Below are 16,444 nucleotides of genomic sequence, written 5' to 3'. Positions count from 1 at the left end.
CGTGGTGCTGACGAACCACTTCTGCGACGGGCATTCCGAAATCTATATCCTTGAGTAATTCGAAGCCTTGTTCGGGGTGTTGCTTGATGAGTCCCCACTCTATTTCGTTCAGCTTTCCCGGCTTGTTGAGTATATCGGCCGGTATCGCCAGCTTCCCTATGTCGTGAAGGAGTGAAGATATCCTCACGGTTTCCCGGCTCTTGAGAGAGAGTCCCATCTCTTCCGAAATCACCACCGCTATCTCTTTGACCCTCTCCTGGTGACAGGCCGTGTACGGATCTTTTATCCTTAGCATTCGCGACATGGTCAGTATCAACTGATCCCAGCTTCTCCTGAGAGCCTCGTCGGTCCTTTTTATATCGGTTATATCTCTCCCGATGCCAACTATTCCCATCACGTTCCCTTCCTGGTCGAAGATAGGCGAGAGAGAAGTATTGTAGAAGATATGTATTCCATCTACTTCGGTAGACCATTCGTATTTCGTCGATTCGCCTCCGAGAGCGATAGTGTTGTTCTGCTCGTGAACCAGCGCATCCTCAGCCGAGAAGATGTCTCCGGCCGATCTTCCAAGGAAGAACTCTTCTGCGAATCCCATTTTCTCGAGCCAGCGGCCATGAATTGCGGTGTGTCTCCCCTCTTTATCGAGCTCGAAGATTATATCGTCGGTCGAATTAACGAGTCTTTTGAAACGCTCCTCACTCCTGATGAGTTCTTCGGAGAGTTTCCTCTCTTCGGTGACTTCATATGAAAAGTCGACCACTCCCAGAAGTTCGCCGTCTTGACCGAAAACCGGGTAGGCCTTTATATGCCAGACTCTTTCACCGCTGACGATTTCGCCCGTTACATTTTTTCGCTCCCTCACGGCCAGAGCAACCGGGCAGTTTTCACAGGGCTGTTTCGACCCATACCAGATCTCATGACAAAACCTTCCCGTAAGATCTCTCTGCGAGCTATCGCAAAATCTTGCGTAGGCCCTGTTCATCCACACAAGGCTCAGGTCGCGTCTGTGATAGGCAACCAGTTCCTCGATGTTGTCCAGAACGAGCGACATTTCACGCTCGGATTCTAACAATTTCTGGGTGATCTGCCTCTGATCGGTGATATCTATTCCGATCGACTGGAACTCCACCACTGCGCCAGAATCGTCTATGATCGGCCTATTGTACCATCGGACCCAGCGTTCCTTTCCCTTCGGGTCGATCGCCGGATCTTCGCGAACCATACTGTTCCTAAGCGCCTCTGCCCTGTTTATCGAAAATCTTAAATCCTCCTGGATGTCGACCTTCGTTATCTCGAGCCACTTCTTGCCTATCATTTCGCTTTTCTCGTATCCATAGAAGCGGGCGTAAGTATCGTTGACGAACGTGAGCGAAGTATCGGGCAGCCACCGGCATATCAGCAGATCGGGATGATCTACGAGCGCGTTATAAAGGCTGGAATAATTCTTCTCCATGCTATCGGTCGATCCGGACAGTCCAACATAATACTGGTGAGGTCACAGGCCAGATGGAAAAGATACGTATGTACATGACTTTCCCCCATTTATGGAGTGTCGTTGAGATCCGGCTGGAACTGTAGTTCTTATATAGGTCATAAATGTATAAAAAATAGCTTGTACCATAATTATAGAACATTTGCATCAAAGGCAAAAAATTCAGACGGCTACCAGCTTTCTGGCCAGTTCTACGGCCGAAGAGCTGTCTTCGGAGTATCCGTCGGCACCTATTTCCTCGGCATAATCGCGGCTCACGGGGGCGCCTCCTATGAGCACCTTGACCTTTTCCCTCACACCGGCTTCTTTGAGAGCGTTTATGACCTTCGGCATGTTGAGCATCGTCGTGGTGAGCAGAGCTGATATTACCAGTATGTCGGGTTCTTCGCGTTTGATAGCCTCTACGAAACTCTCCGGTTTCACGTCGACCCCGAGATCGATTATCTCAAATCCCGCCCCTTTGAGCATCATACAAACCAGATTCTTGCCGATATCGTGCAAATCGCCCTCGACGGTCCCGGCCACTACCTTGCCCACCTTCCTGACCCCGCTACCGACCAGAAGCGGTTCTATAAGGTCCATCGAAGCGTTCATGGCTTTAGCCGCGACGAGAACTTCCGGTACGAAGTATTCCCCTTCCCTGAACAGTCTTCCTACCTCGTCCATGCCCGGAATCAATGAGGAATTCAGTATATCCTTAGCGCTTAGACCTCTTTCCAGAGCCTCCTGCGTCGCCTGCTTCGCCATCACCGGCATCGTTTCGATTATGGCGTTTTTGATTCTCTCGAGCAGCTCCATCTCTCCGACCTCCCTGGGGGTATATTTATCTCTTTCATAAAGTCTATCATCTATATCGACTGTTATTGCTACGCAACAACGCTTTTAATCGATAAAGACTCTTTTTGTCGCCCCTCGGAAAGTTCCCGTAAGTACCTTTCATCAAAGGCGATCCAGATCTTTCTCGAGCAATATGGAAAACTCTTTCATGCCCACCGAGAGGGCCCATTTATAACAATATGCGTCGCAGTTGCATTCGAAAAACATCTCCCTGGCCTGAACCCCTTTCAGCCTGCGCAGAGATTCATAGAGGAGACTCCCGGCCACCCCCAGCCTTCTGAAGGGGTGAACTACAAATACGAAATCCAGGTAGCCGAGAAAGTCGTAAGTCATCAGGTCCTCAAAAACAGAGTAAACCAGAAACCCCGCCGGACTGCCACCGTGCGAATCGATAAGCAAGGTCCCCCCTCTTTCAATGACGGCGTTGAGCCTATAATAAAGTTCACTGAGATTCATCGAAAGATCTTGCGCCAGCTCGGCGCGAGAAATCGTTAGGCCTTCCGAGAACATCAAAAGGTCGGCCGGAACACCTAGAGATACGCCAGACTCCTCGCGGACGGGAGATCGGCTTTCGATCGAGAGGCAAACAGTGACTGGACGGAAACCTCTCTTTAGAAGGATCTCCCAGCCCGGTCCGCCCCGAAAAGTGTTGCCGGATACTTTCCCGTATCCCTGAGAGTACATCCGGGAAAGGGCGTGATCCAGGAGCTGCGTGGCGATTCCTCTCTTTCTATGAGCCTCCTCGACGAAGATGTCGAAGATATGTCCGGTTTCTTCCGGCGAATAAGTCTCTTCCCTTCTACGGCCGAAATGAATGTATCCTACGATCGTTCCCCGGCATCTCATGATGGCCACGCTATCCCCGGCATTGAGAAAGTCACGGTAAACTTCATCGACCGGCCTCAATTCCCCGGGCGAATATCTACCGTTGCTGGATTCCGGTATGGCTTTGTACATTCTCGTTCTTATTTCGTTCAGTTCCTGGGGCGTCGCTTCATCGATATAATACATCTTTCTCCCGCGAGACAGTGATTATGGATAACATCTTTGATCAAGGTCATGTATGATAATAATAACTCATTCAGTGGAGGTGAAGAAGTGAAGAAACTTCTCACAGTAAGCACAATTATCCTGTTGGCAATGGTTTTGTTCGCACAGTCGGAGTTCATGATTCCCCTGAGTACGGCCGATTTCGCCCTAAAAGGTCCGGTGAAATCGATGAAGACAGTCTACCCGCCAAGCGATGTCGATCTCGGAGAAGATGTAGTGATGCCTGCGTACGAGGTGATTTCTTTCGATGAAGCGGGAAAGATAGTTTCTCAGATCTCTTACGATAAGGACGGAAAAGAGATAAATGCCATCCTTTACGGCTACGATGCTTTCGGAAAGCTTTCCGCGATCTCTGGAAGAGAAAACGGCGAGGAACAGATAATAGGGGAATTGACTATCGAAGACGGTAAAATCATTTCTATCGTTGCAGATGAAGGCGAAGACAAGTCCACCATCAACATGGAGTACGACGAAAACGGCAGACTCGTCGCCCAGATCATATCTGGAATGAGCGAAGGGCAGGAAATACAGATCGCCGTAAACATGGCCTACGATGAAAGAGGCAACCTAATAGAAGAGTCCATGAGCATGATGGGAATGGTACTATCGAAAACGGTTTTTGAATACGACAGCAACAATCTCAAGATAAGAGAACTCGAGTACATGTACATGTTCGCCGAACCCGGCACTGAACCGGAGCCTATTGCGTCTCAGTTCGAGTACAACGAATGGGGAGACGTATTCAAGAAGATAAGCGATAGCTTCTTCAGTGACGATAAAGAAGTTACGGTCTATGAGTACGAATACGATGCGGCGGGCAACTACACTCACATGACGGTATATTTCCTTTACAGTATTCAGGATCTCGAGAAGGAAAACTGGAAGGAACTGGCAACCGTCGAAAGCGAAGAAACCAGGGAAATCGAGTATTACTGATAACGATTGAACAAGAAGAGGGCGGAAACGCCCTCTTTTTTGTTCATCCTTACCCATAACCTGTACTGCAATCTCGGGTTCTCGATCGTAAAACACCTCTTGAACAATGGCTTTTGACAGCTTTTCCAGAGAGATTACACTGTGTATAACTATGTGTCTTTCAAGACCTTCATGATTGTATAATTGTCTGTCAAGATGACATATTTACATAGAATTCCGTGTAGGCAATACACTGCTCCGCATTCGGGGAAGGTGATACTATGCGGCTGAAACGGGCAATTCTTGTAACGATACTTCTTGCAACGGTCTTTTTTGCACTGTCTGCCTGCTTTCCCAAAGATCCCTTCGCGGCCGCCACAAAGAAGTTCATTGACCTGATAAAAAACGAGGGAGAGCCGGAAGATCCCTTTGTCGGAGTCTGCCTGGCCGAGGTCGGTGTCGGAGATGTCGTCACTTCAGAAAAGGCCGACGGCGGACAGGAATTTCAGTACCAACTACAAGGTCTGGACCAGGCTGGATGGCTATTCTATCTTGACGAGGCTCCGGGAGCTTTCTATGATCATCCTGGGAGATTGGTGGTATTCAGCAAAAACGGGCAGAAAATTTTCGATCAGAAGATCGAAGGCATGCCCAAAGTGAACGACGAAGTGCCCACTCCCTTAATCACGCGTTCAGAGTATATAGCAGGCACTATCTGGGATAAGAGTAAAATCGTTTATCTTCCAATTGCAGACTGGATAGATATCATAATAGCCAGAATAACCCGTAAGGGAGCCGTAATTACCAGCGGTCTTACTCCATCCCAGAGCCTTTACGCCGAAGCCAGGGATGCCAGAGATCTCGTGTCAACTTCCTTCAAGACTCTTATGGGAGCCGATAAAGTGCGCGACGTGAAATACACAGTCGGCGGACCGGCACCCAACTGGACGGCCGTTCAAAACGCAATGAACGATCTCCTGACGAACGAAAAGATAAACCACATGACTCTCTATTTCGTAGCCCACGGCAACATCAACCTGATGAACCTCGGCGGAACCACTTTCTATGCCTCTCAACTCAGAAGCTATATACAGGAACATGCCAACACGACTTTCTGTCTGATCATCGAATCCTGCCACGCCGGAAGCTGGCTCGATGGACTTAAATCCGGCGGTGTGATGCCGGCCAACATCGAGATAGCCATCACCACAACGAGTTCGTCCAAGAGTGCTTATCCCGACTGGGATCATGTTGGCGGCGTGCTCGCCGACTTCAACCCTTCCGACGTTTACGTGGAGTGGTCGGGAGACTTCCTCCAGAAAATGGCGTACTTCACTAGCGACGCACACTGGCCAGAGGTTCAGACCTACGCCACGACATACTCCACTTCCGACATCGCGGCCCTCCTCTACAAGTGCTTCACGGCCATAAAAGGAGCGACTCCCCAGACCACTTCGCTAACACTCACCGAAAGAACCATAGCCGGGTTTATACAGGATCCGAAGGTTTATAGAGACTGGTAATTCAAATCGAGCGGGCCCCGCTGTGGGCCCGCTTTTTCTCCATGAGTTAATCGTTGAGAAAGCCTTTTGATTTGATTGATTTACCCATATCGTTTTTGATATAATAATAATGAACATTTATTATGCACAAATGTGCGTATATTTTTCATAAGGACGTGATCGACTTGACCGGACTCGAGAGAAATGTTGCAAGCCTATTTTCTAACGGAGGGCACCTCTTTGTTGTCGCACTAGATCATCCGCAGTTCTTTGGACCCGTCGAAGGGATAGATAAACCGGCTGAACTCATCGAGAGACTCTCGATGTCCAGAGCTGATGGATTCATCGTAAACCCCGGCATAACAAGACTTTTGAATGCCAGGACCGTGTCGGGCAAGAAGTTGATCGTGAGATCGTCGATCGGCGGCAGCAAGTTCTCCGACTACAAGACTTTCCATCCTGCGGTCGTCTCTGCCGAATCCCTTCTCGATCTCGGGGCCGATGCGGCGATACTTATGCTCGTTCTCGGAGGTCGCGACTACGACTCGATGGAGAACGTCGCCCGCGCGATAGACGAATATCACTCGCTATCGATCCCCGTGGTCGTGGAGGTACTGGCCGAAGACTTCAATAAGACCAGTGACCCCGATCTGGTCAAGACTGGAGCGAGAATAGCCGCCGAACTCGGCGCAGATGTTTTGAAGGTCTTCTATACGGAAGATTTCTCCGTGGTGGTTCAGGGCTGTCCGGTGCCGGTAATACTGGCCGGAGGACCCAGAAACCTCGATGTACTAACAATGGCCAGAAACGCCGTCAATTGCGGCGTAAAAGGCTTCGCGTTTGGAAGGAACATTTTCCAGAGCGAGGACCCCGTGAAACTGATAGCCGAGCTCGACGGAATTATCAGGGGGTGAAAGCTATCCCGAAATCGATAGACGATCTCCTGATGTACAGGATAGCCAGGATGTATTATCAAAACGATCTAAGTCAGGCTCAGATAGCCAAGAGGATCGGCCTGTCGAGGCCACAGATCTCGAGGTACCTGAAACGCGCCCGGGAGACCGGTATGGTGGAGATAAACGTGAACGATCCTTACACAGGGGAGAGCGAGGAGATCTCGGCGAGAATCAAGTCGCTTCTGGGGCTCAAGGACGTCGTAGTGGCGCCCCTGGAGAGGTCCAAAAACGACGACCAGGAGAAGATCTTCGAATCTATTGCGGCGAAGGCCAGCTCGTATTTACCCCCGATAATATTGCATTCCAAAACCGTAGGGGTAGGGTGGGGCAGAACCCTGTACAGAACGATAATAACTATGGACCACTTTTCCAGGGGAAGCGATATAGTTTTCGTTCCGTTGACCGGCGCTATAGGGCAGACTGTTCCTTTCTACCAGGTCAACAGCATGGTGGACAGGCTGGCCGAGAAGTTCGGTGCTGAAAGGGTCTTTCTGAATATACCGGCTTTCGCCAGTGCCGGAGAGTTCTACCATTCTACCATACTCTCGTACCCTTTCGATTCCGTGGGTGATTACTGGTCGAAACTTGATCTGGCAATCATAGGTCTCGGCGGTCCGAAAGGAACTCTCAGCGCGGAGATTGAGCCTTCAATAGTGGCGATACTCCGCGAACAGGGGGCCGTCGGCGATATTCTGGGACAGTTTTTCAAAAGCGACGGCGAGATCTGCATATCCGGAATGGAAGACAACCTCGTCGGAATACCGATCGGTAAACTAAGAGAAGTGGAAAACGTGGTGTGTCTTTCCGGAGGGGTAGAAAAGGTAGAAGGGATAATTGCGGCGGCGCGCGCATGTTATTTCAACACTCTCATCACCGATGAGAAAACGGCCAGCCATATTCTGAAAACTCTGGAGGATGATCGATGAAGGCGCTATTTTATCTGGGACCCGGAAAACTCGAATTAAGGGAAATTGAAAAACCCGCTGGGGACATAGTCATAAGGGTTCTCGGAGCAGGAATATGCGGTACCGATCTCAAGACTTACCTAAAGGGTCACCCCATGTTCAAACCTCCGACCATACTCGGTCATGAATGCTACGGAAGAATCGATGCGATAAACAATTACCGCGGCGTTTTGAAGGTCGGAGACATCGTTGCGGTTGCGCCTTATCTGGAGTGCGGCAAGTGTGATTCGTGCAAAAGAGGTGTTCCGGAACTGTGCAAGTCCAAGACTTACGTTGAGACGGGATGCTTCAGCGAATACATATCGATGAGCGAAGAACACGCTCTGAAGGGCCTCTTCAAAGCCGAGGACGATCCCCTGTACTCTCTGGCCGAACCGCTGGCCTGTGTCTACAACGGTTTCGAAAAGCTCGGCAGAAAACCGGAAAAACTCCTTATCGTCGGTGGAGGTCCTATGGGTATGCTCCTGGCTCTTGTGGGTCTATCGGAGGGTTGCGAGACCCGCATCGTAGAGAAATCCGAGTGGAGACTGGAGTATATCCGTCGCGCCGGTATAGAGGGGAGTGCAGAGCGACCCGGTGGTTTTTTCGACTCCGTAGTCCTGGCCGTCAACATCCCGGAGCTAGTCGGGGAATACACCCAGCTGGTCGCAGACGGAGGTTCTCTCCTGCTCTTCAGCGGATATCCAAAGGATTTAACTATCAACGTCGATCCGTACGCCGTTCATTACAGGGAAGTGAGTATAACCGGCAGCTTCGGTTTTGGGTTCAGACACTTCGAGAGGGCCGTCGGTAATCTTTATGCAAACCGCGACCTTTTCGGCAAACTTATAACCCACAGGTTCGACATGAGAAATGCGCGCGAAGCTTTCGAGCTATTGAACAGGGGTAGAGCGATGAAAATCATTTTCGGGATGTGAGAAAAATGCCAAAGAAGATCCGCCAAAGGTACAACCCCAGGGAGGTTGCGGTCGCCTTCATTTGTCTGGCGCCGGCGCTTTTTCTCGCCACCGTCTTCGTCGTTATACCTCTGGTGAATGTCATATACCTCAGCTTCACCAACTGGGATCTGCTCAGGGCAACCAAAAAATTCATCGGATTCTCCAATTACCAGTACATATTCAAAGACGAGAAGTTCCTGAAATCCATTCTGAACACCCTTTATTTTGCAGCGGTAAAGATTCCTCTCGATCTGGTCGTGTCGCTTTTCATCGCCACGCTTCTCGACAGGAAGGTCTTCGCCCGCAGGTTTCTGAGAGCCTCATACTTCGCTCCGGTTGTTCTCCCAATGGTGGCGGCCTCTCTCATATGGATTTGGATTTACGACCCATCGCTCGGACCGCTTAACCAGATACTCGGACTCTTCGGAGTCAAACCGATCCGCTGGCTGTACGATCCCGAGTGGGCTATGCCTTCGGTCATCTTTTTCGCCCTGTGGAAAGGTCTGGGCTACGATATAGTAATATTCCTGGCAGGCCTTCAGGCGATCCCCGAAACTTACGCCGAGGCTGCCAAAATCGATGGTGCCAGCGATAGGAAGATTTTTTTCAGAATCACCCTTCCCTTACTCTCGCCGGTGATTTATTTCGTTATACTCATGGGTATAATAAACTCCTTCAAAATATTCACTCCGGTTTCGGTGATGACACCGACCGGCGGACCTCTATACAGCACCGGCGTGATGGTCTTCTACATTTATCAGCAGGCCTTCCAGAATTACAGGATAGGCAGGGCCTCGGCGGCTGCGGTGGTTCTGTTCCTGATGATCCTCTCGCTCACCTGGGTACAGAGAAAAGCCGGCAGCAAGAAGGTGATCTACGAATGACAAAGAAAGGCCTGAAAGGCGAACGCGTAAGAAACAGAGTGGCTTTCATACTGCTGCTGGTAGGACTCTTCGCGATGCTTTTCCCGCTCTTCTGGATGGTCCTGTCGGCCTTCAAGACAAAAGCCGATGTCTATTCTTATCCTCCAAGATGGTTCCCCAGTTCCTGGAGCCTGGACAATTTCGCGAAAGTCTTCGAGATGGTTCCCTTCGGCCGGTATTATTTCAACAGCATACTGGTGACATCGCTTTCCACCCTTGGACAGATTATCGTTTCTATACTGGCCGCCTACTCGCTGGCAAGGCTAAGGTTTCCCTTCAAGAATCTCATCTTCATGTTCGTGGTTGTTACCATGCTGATGCCCTTCGTCGTAACGATGATACCGACCTTTCTGATAATCAGCAGCCTTAAATGGATAGACACATACCAGGGCCTGATAGTCCCGTTCCTCTTCAACGGTTTTTCGATAATCTTTCTGGTGCAGTTTTTCATAACCGTTCCGGTCGATCTGCAAGATGCGGCCAGAATAGACGGGTGCGGCTATTTCGGGATCCTTTCCCACGTTATTCTGCCGAACACGAAGCCGGCAATATCCACGATCGCTCTCTTCACGTTTCTCGGTCACTGGACCGAGTATCTCTGGCCGCTGATAGTTATCAACACTACTGAAATGCGAACTCTCCCAATCGGGCTGAGATACTTGATGACCGAGGGCAGCAGCGAGTATCAACTAATGATGGCCGCATCGGTTATGGCCATAGTTCCGGTTCTACTGGTTTATATGTTCTCTGAAAAGCAATTCATAAAATCGATCACGATGACAGGACTCAAATCCTGAAGGGGGTGTTCATAGTGAAAAAAGTACTGCTTTTAATCGTTATCTCGGTTGCGGCTATATCGCTCGCCGTTACCGAGATCACTTTCTGGTACGCCCTGAGCGGCGTATCGGGAGAATCGATCAAATCCATTGTCGATGCTTTCAATGCCAGCCAGAGCGATATCACAGTCAAGACAGTTTACTCGGGAAGCTACGCCGATACCGCACAGAAGATAACGGCGGCCCTCGCAGCGAAGGCGCTGCCCAACGGAGGTATCATCCCGGCCGGACCGATCTTCACCGGCGCACAGGATAATTACGTTCTGCTCGACTACATCCTGGCCGACCCCGAATTCGATATGGACGATTTTTACCCCGCCATGTGGGACTACTCCAAGTACCAGGGCAAGGTCTGCGCGATTCCTTTCAACATAAGCACTCCGATCTTCTATTACAACAAGGACCTAATGAAAGCCTCGGGTCTGGACCCCGAAAACCCTCCGCAGAACTGGGAAGAGCTCCTGACGGCCGCGAAGGCTATAACCAAAGATACTAACGGAGACGGCGTACCGGACATCTGGGGAGTCGACATGGCCGACGCCCCGTGGATATTCAAAGCCTTATTGCTTCAGAACGAAAACGACATTATCGATGTGGCCACGATGACTCCGCTCTTCGACAACGCGCGCGGTATAGAAACGGCCCAGTTCTGGAAAATGTTGATAGACGAAAAGGCGATGCCCGTCGGTCAGCACTCTCTGGCAGAAAAGATGTTTCTGGGAGGTACCCTCGGTTTCTACCTGGGCAGTTCCAACAGAATAGGCAGATGGCTGGGTACGACGAGTTTCGAATTCGGAGCCACATTCCTGCCGGCGGGAGCCGTTAGGGCCGTCCCCATAGGCGGCGCTGTTGCCGTTCTCTTCCCGAAGAATGCGAAAGAAGACGAAGCGACCTACAGACTCATCAAATGGTTGACCACACCCGAGAACGTAGCCAAATTCGCCATGGAAACCGGCTACCTTCCAACGAGAAAATCAGCGCTCGAATTACCTGAAACTCAGCAATTCATGGAAAGCACACCGATGTGGCGAGTGGCCTTCGAACAGCTCACGTTCGCTTACTCGTACTGGCACTTCAACGAGATGGGAACAATGGACACCATGATTTCCGAAACGTTAGAAAAAATCGAGAGAGGCGTTTCCAGCCCGGATGACGCTATGAAAACTTTAACCAGTGATCTCAAGGCAGAGATCGAGGCAAATCTGGAATGAGGATCTCGTTCTCGACTGCCGCACTTTATCCCAGGCCGAGCCTTGAGGCGCTCTTTCTACTCGGGAAGACAGGTTACGGTGAAGCCGAACTGATGCCTCAATGCATGGAAGAGACGAAACCGGAATTCGCGAAAGAAACTGCCAAAACGGGAATATGGGTCAGCTCCATCCATTTCCCGCTCGTCTTTTTCTCCGTTCTCTACAACCCATATCCGGGAATGATGAAAGAGGCCCGGATCATGGCCGAAGAGATGGCCAGATCGGCGGAGATTATGAAAAGCGAGGTAGTTGTGGTTCACGCTTTACCGAAGATGGACGCGATCAAGGCTCGTCTTTTCGAGGAACCTGTAATCGAAGTTTTGAGAACTCTGGCCGATAAGCTCAAGCTTGCCGGGGCAAGGCTGGCAGTCGAAAACAACCCCAGCACGCTCGGTGACACGCCGCAAGGTCTTCTTGAATCGTTGGAAAAGATAAATCACGTCAACGCTTTTCCGATGGTAGATACAACCGAATCTTGGGAGGCGGGAATTGATCCGGCGTATTTCATAAGGCTGGCAAGGCCTATCCATCTTCATCTGAGCGACCACGCCGGTGATCAAAAACACATTCCGGCGGGGCAGGGCGAGGGCGACTGGAAAGCCATACTCTCGGCCCTCAAGGAGATAGATTACAGCGGTATCTACGTCCTTGAACCGGCTTACCGTCACTATCAGGAGGATGTGGAAGCGAAGCTGAGGCTGGCCAGAAAATCTCTGGATATCTTTCTTTGAAGGAGGCAGATTGTTGAGAGTCTCGGTACTGTTCAATCCCGGCGCCGGAAAAAGCGATAGATTCGCTGCGATAGCTGGCGAGATTCTGGACAGGTTCGAAGGTCACACTCTGTTCACCGGCGAAATCGATTTCGGCGAAATTCTGCTGAAGAAGGCCGACATTAGTGTGGTGCGAACTTCCAGGGTATCTTTCGTAGAGACTCTCGAAGCATACCTCACCGGTTTCTTTGAAAGGAACACGGATCTCGTGATCGGTGTGGGCGGGGATGGTTTTCTCGCCCACATCGCCTCTTTTCTAATCGAAAATGGATTGCAGACTCCCCTCATGGGCATAGCCGGAGGCACCGCAAACGTTGGCCCACTGATCGGGTACGATATCGATCGGTTGAGGAAGTTCAGTCCCGAAAACCTGCGCATCGAAAGCATTACGGCGCTGATTGCGAAAGGCAGCCGGGAAAAAAACTGCTACGCTTTCAACGATATCGTCGTGGGCGACACATTTCTCGGAACCATTGACGGGAAAATGGTCAACCTGAGTGCGGCCGATTTCATCAGAGATCTCTCGAAGATAGAGATCAGACCATCGGAAAGTATAGCCACAGAGAATTTCAGGATCCTCAAGAACGGCCGCCCCGTTCCACCACCACCTTTCAAAGTATCGCAGATAGTCGTATCTCCCCTGTTCAAAAAGGAGTTTTACGCGGGGAAGGCCGTAACCGGCGCTTTATGCTGGGCACCTTATTTTTCGTCCGGAGCGGCCGTTTCGGTTATGGATACTATCGTGATCGACTCGCAACTGGAAGGTCCAGATAGCGCCGTTTGCATTCAACATATACTTTTCGACGAAAACGATTTGATTGAAATCGACGGTCTGTCTTCTTATTTGATTGCCGATGGCAATGTTTGCTACAAAATCAACGAAACGGTCTCTGTCAGATGCCTCAAAGGAGCTGTGAAAAGCGTAAGACCAACCCTCGATTAGAAAGGAGAATTAGCCAGTTGAACAAATATCTTAAGGCTCTTCAGGCCCTGGCCGTCGGCGACGCCATGGGCATGCCCACGGAGTTTATGACGAGAGACACTGTACGCAGGTTCGGACTCGTTTCGGAGCTTCTCGATCCGGTGGTTTCCCCCATCCATCCAAACCTCAGGAAGGGATCGATCACCGACGACACAGAACAGAACCTCTATCTCATCGACGTCTACTGCAAAAGCGGAGAGATAACGGTCGAAGGCACGGCTAACGCCCTCATATGCTGGGTCAGAGAGACCGCGGCCGACTCCAGGGGCTACATAGGTCCAAGCTCTTTGAAGGCCTTGAAAGCGATAGAAAGCGGCGAAGATCCTCGCAAGACCGGGAGAGGCGGAACGACCTGCGGGGCGGCGATGAGAGCGCCAGCTGCTGCTCTGTGCAGTAAAAACGATTCGCCGGAAAAGCTGGCAAGGGACATATACAACTGCTCTCTTCCCACCCACAACACCAATCTCGCGGTCGAGGCCGCACTCGCGATGGGCTTTGCCGTCGATGCGGCGGCCGGGGGCGCGGGCGTCGAGGAGATTCTGAAAGCCTCTCTGGAAGGCGCCTCCTGCACAAACGACCTCGACACTCCCAATTACGTGGGCGCTTCGTCGGCCTGGAAGATCAAGTTCTTGATCGAACTGCTCGCCGATAAGAGTGAGATCGACGAGATCCTCGACACGATATACTACCTGAACGGAACGGGACTGCCGGCCAACGAAGTGGTGCCGGCCGCTCTGGCGGTTTTTTCCGTAGCGAAGGGAGATGTCTGGCTTTCAATAAGAATGGGCGCTTCGGTTGGCGGCGACACCGATACGATCGCGGCCCTCGCAGGTCTTTTGTCGGCGCTTCACTCGGGGGATCATAACATACCTGAGGAAATAGTCGAAGAGGTGCTCAACGTCAATCGACTGGATCTCTCAGAAATCGCGGAGATGATCGAAAAGAGAAGGAAGAGCGTGTGAGATGTACGGCGTGATACTGGGAAGCGTGACGATAGGATTTGTATTCAGCATAGTCAATATGCTCCTCATACCATTGCTAAAAGAGAGCTTTACGCCGGCCGTTTCAGGCTTCATAGTCTCTGCGGGCATGTTGCTTGCGGCCGCTGCCGGCCCGTTGATAGGGTTGTGGAGCGACTACATCGGAAAGAGGCTCCCCTTCATAGGCGGGCTGGTCGTGCTCTCTTTTTCCGGCACCCTTCTGCTGATAGTCAACAACTCCGTCGCTTCAGCCTTTGGAGGAATCATACTGGCCTTTTGCGCGTACAGTTTTCTGGGGCCGTATTCATCGCTGGTGGCCGACCGGGCCGGAGCCTCCGGGGCTAACCGTGGCTTCGGAGCGGTGATGGGCGTGGTGAACGTTTCGGGTTTTGCGGCCTCGCTAGTGATAAACCGATTATACGATACGGGCACCGACGTAACTCTATTCGCCCTTTCTGCCGGTGTATTGTTGCCCTTCATCTTTCCTTTGCTTTCTGCGCCACGCCGCGAGTATTTCAAGCGGTCCGGTCCTGTCGAAAAGATAAGTCTGAGATCGGTTGTCGAAACCATTTCGAAACCGGCGCTCTTTTTCTTCTTTTCTATGCAGTTCTTCGCGTGGTTTTCCATCGGCGGTCTCTTCCCTTTCATAACATCCTTCCTCTCTTCAGAGGCTTCTATGTCTCTCTCAACGGCCGCTGCATGGTTCGGCGCTTCGACGCTTTTATCGGGAGTTACTTCCTTTTTCACGGCCGTTACTGCAAAGGCTTTTGGAGAGAAACGTTTGCTGGTAGTTTCAATATCGGTTATCGCTTCGATCGGTTGCCTCTACTCGGCCCTTTACGAGAAATTGATAAGGGGAACTGACGCCGGTTATGCCGGTGTAATCGTCTTTCTTCTCTTCTCGCTCGGCCTTGGCTTCTATTACTCGTTGAGTTCGGCGACCCTGACAAAACTCGTAGAGCCGCACGAAATAGGGATCGCGTTCGGCGTCAACAGTATTTTCATGATACTTTCACAGGCTGTTTCCGTCGCTATCATGGGAGGCTTGATATCCATCTGGGGATACCGAGGGATGATACTGGTCTGTACGACGGGCTTTATACTTTCGGCCCTGTCTGCAGTCAGGATCTCACCGTCCGTTACCGGAGCCGGGTTATGAACCTCCATCTCTTCCGGCTGGCCGCAGGTGAATAAACCTGTATATGGATATACTGTCTTTAATCAAAATCGACAGGAGAGAAGGTTATCTGGCGAGGTTAGCCGTACTGGAGAGGGAAGTGAAGACTCTCGCGCACCAGATAGAGCTCTTGAAAAAGGTCGAGGATCAGGTTTTGAGGGATTCTCTCTTTGAGAGCGCTATAATAAGAGCTTCCAAGCTTGTGAGAAACAGCGGATTCACGATCAAAAGCTTCCGGGAATTCGTTCGCCAGAGCTGCCCCAGACCTTTCAGAAAAGAGCTTTACGATCTTCTCGACGGCTTCGAAAGAGAGGAAACTCTCCTCGTCGAAAGAATCGTAAAACTCAAGAATCGCCGCGATAGAGTCATCGTCCATATGGATCCAAGGTTCGCCTTTCATCGCGAAAGGGACGGCGAAAACACCGTCGAAATCGAGGATCTGGAGTCAATCCTCGACTACTTGAAGAGACACATGTCTATCTTCACCTTCACTCCTCGAACATAATGGTGTATATCCCGAACGGTTCATAATCTAGGGCGACGTTTTCCCCGTCGGTCGTGAGAGGTTCGATCCTCTCCTCGAGCAGGTTGCAGAGCCAGGCATGTTTGAACTTGAAAGCGGTTCTTATGTGAGCCCTTCCTCTGGCGCCCAGAAGTTCGACCACCCTCAGGACCTTCCCGCTTCCCTCTTCTGCCAGTTTCAGGGCCATAATGCCGATGGTCGGCGCACCCATTTCGATGAACGGTCTTTCGAGCCTGAGTCTTCCTTCGATGGTCAGGAGGTCTCTGTTGATGCTCTCGCCCTCTATGAGGGTTCCCAGCAGATCGCTCCCGCCGTGCGGATATATGGAATAGACGAATTCATGTCTGC

At 51.0% G+C, this 16,444-nt stretch carries 17 protein-coding genes; 13 read left to right on the top strand and 4 right to left on the bottom strand.

Features of this window, described 5'->3' with window-relative positions; all coding sequences use genetic code 11:
- The 3 genes from PKX57_RS08500 to PKX57_RS08490 form a co-directional block, all read right to left on the bottom strand.
- Positions 1-1,453 (bottom strand): PAS domain S-box protein (locus PKX57_RS08500; protein WP_472416787.1); only part of this gene is annotated, 1,453 nt, incomplete at its 3' end.
- Between the two features lie 201 nt (positions 1,454-1,654).
- The gene (locus tag PKX57_RS08495) at positions 1,655-2,290 is read right to left on the bottom strand and encodes a corrinoid protein (protein WP_472416785.1); all 636 of its coding nucleotides are present in this window, start codon (positions 2,288-2,290) and stop codon (positions 1,655-1,657) included.
- Positions 2,291-2,431: 141 nt separating this feature from the next.
- A complete protein-coding gene (locus PKX57_RS08490) occupies positions 2,432-3,340 on the bottom strand; it encodes a GNAT family N-acetyltransferase (protein WP_214075209.1) in 909 nt (302 codons plus the stop codon).
- Positions 3,341-3,427: 87 nt separating this feature from the next.
- Here PKX57_RS08490 and PKX57_RS08485 point away from each other — a divergent pair, with 87 nt between their 5' ends.
- From PKX57_RS08485 to PKX57_RS08425, 13 genes are all read left to right on the top strand, one after another.
- Positions 3,428-4,315 carry an RHS repeat domain-containing protein gene (locus tag PKX57_RS08485; RefSeq protein ID WP_470745162.1) on the top strand — a complete coding sequence of 296 codons (888 nt, stop codon included), beginning with the start codon at positions 3,428-3,430 and terminating at the stop codon, positions 4,313-4,315.
- Positions 4,316-4,575: 260 nt separating this feature from the next.
- Positions 4,576-5,817 carry a C13 family peptidase gene (locus PKX57_RS08480; protein WP_472416782.1) on the top strand — a complete coding sequence of 414 codons (1,242 nt, stop codon included), beginning with the start codon at positions 4,576-4,578 and terminating at the stop codon, positions 5,815-5,817.
- A 164-nt stretch (positions 5,818-5,981) separates the two neighbouring features.
- A complete protein-coding gene (locus PKX57_RS08475) occupies positions 5,982-6,710 on the top strand; it encodes a hypothetical protein (RefSeq protein ID WP_214047389.1) in 729 nt (242 codons plus the stop codon).
- Positions 6,707-7,678: a sugar-binding domain-containing protein gene (locus tag PKX57_RS08470; RefSeq protein WP_213919639.1), complete on the top strand. Its 972-nt coding sequence runs from the start codon at positions 6,707-6,709 to the stop codon at positions 7,676-7,678. The genes PKX57_RS08475 and PKX57_RS08470 overlap by 4 nt, the downstream gene beginning before the upstream one ends.
- Positions 7,675-8,634, top strand: coding sequence for a zinc-dependent alcohol dehydrogenase (locus tag PKX57_RS08465; RefSeq protein WP_470745164.1), 960 nt, complete (start codon positions 7,675-7,677; stop codon positions 8,632-8,634). Before PKX57_RS08470 ends, PKX57_RS08465 begins: the two co-directional genes overlap by 4 nt.
- 5 nt (positions 8,635-8,639) lie before the next feature.
- Positions 8,640-9,539, top strand: coding sequence for an ABC transporter permease subunit (locus PKX57_RS08460; protein WP_213919637.1), 900 nt, complete (start codon positions 8,640-8,642; stop codon positions 9,537-9,539).
- Positions 9,536-10,375, top strand: a complete 840-nt coding sequence (locus tag PKX57_RS08455) for an ABC transporter permease subunit (protein WP_213919636.1) — start codon at positions 9,536-9,538, stop codon at positions 10,373-10,375. The genes PKX57_RS08460 and PKX57_RS08455 overlap by 4 nt, the downstream gene beginning before the upstream one ends.
- A 14-nt stretch (positions 10,376-10,389) precedes the next feature.
- On the top strand, positions 10,390-11,625 hold the full coding sequence (locus PKX57_RS08450; protein ID WP_213919635.1) for an extracellular solute-binding protein: 1,236 nt from the start codon (positions 10,390-10,392) through the stop codon (positions 11,623-11,625).
- Entirely contained in the window at positions 11,622-12,395 is a 774-nt protein-coding gene (locus PKX57_RS08445; RefSeq protein WP_213919634.1) for a TIM barrel protein, read from the top strand. The genes PKX57_RS08450 and PKX57_RS08445 overlap by 4 nt, the downstream gene beginning before the upstream one ends.
- Before the next feature lie 13 nt (positions 12,396-12,408).
- Positions 12,409-13,377: a diacylglycerol kinase family protein gene (locus PKX57_RS08440; protein WP_472416780.1), complete on the top strand. Its 969-nt coding sequence runs from the start codon at positions 12,409-12,411 to the stop codon at positions 13,375-13,377.
- A gap of 17 nt (positions 13,378-13,394) precedes the next feature.
- Positions 13,395-14,378 carry an ADP-ribosylglycohydrolase family protein gene (locus PKX57_RS08435; RefSeq protein ID WP_214048742.1) on the top strand — a complete coding sequence of 328 codons (984 nt, stop codon included), beginning with the start codon at positions 13,395-13,397 and terminating at the stop codon, positions 14,376-14,378.
- 1 nt (position 14,379) lies between these two features.
- Positions 14,380-15,555 (top strand): MFS transporter, encoded by a 1,176-nt coding sequence (locus PKX57_RS08430; protein WP_213921852.1) that lies wholly within the window; start codon positions 14,380-14,382, stop codon positions 15,553-15,555.
- A 43-nt stretch (positions 15,556-15,598) separates the two neighbouring features.
- On the top strand, positions 15,599-16,078 hold the full coding sequence (locus tag PKX57_RS08425) for a hypothetical protein (RefSeq protein WP_213922513.1): 480 nt from the start codon (positions 15,599-15,601) through the stop codon (positions 16,076-16,078).
- Here the strand turns inward: PKX57_RS08425 and PKX57_RS08420 are convergent.
- The coding region (locus PKX57_RS08420) for a glycosyl hydrolase-related protein (RefSeq protein ID WP_472416777.1) at positions 16,062-16,444 on the bottom strand (383 nt) is incomplete at its 5' end. The genes PKX57_RS08425 and PKX57_RS08420 overlap by 17 nt on opposite strands.

Source organism: Mesotoga sp. (genome assembly GCF_035363035.1).
Lineage (GTDB): Bacteria > Thermotogota > Thermotogae > Petrotogales > Kosmotogaceae > Mesotoga.
Note: the sequence above shows the minus strand (reverse complement) of the source record. Positions and strands in the feature narration are given on the sequence as shown.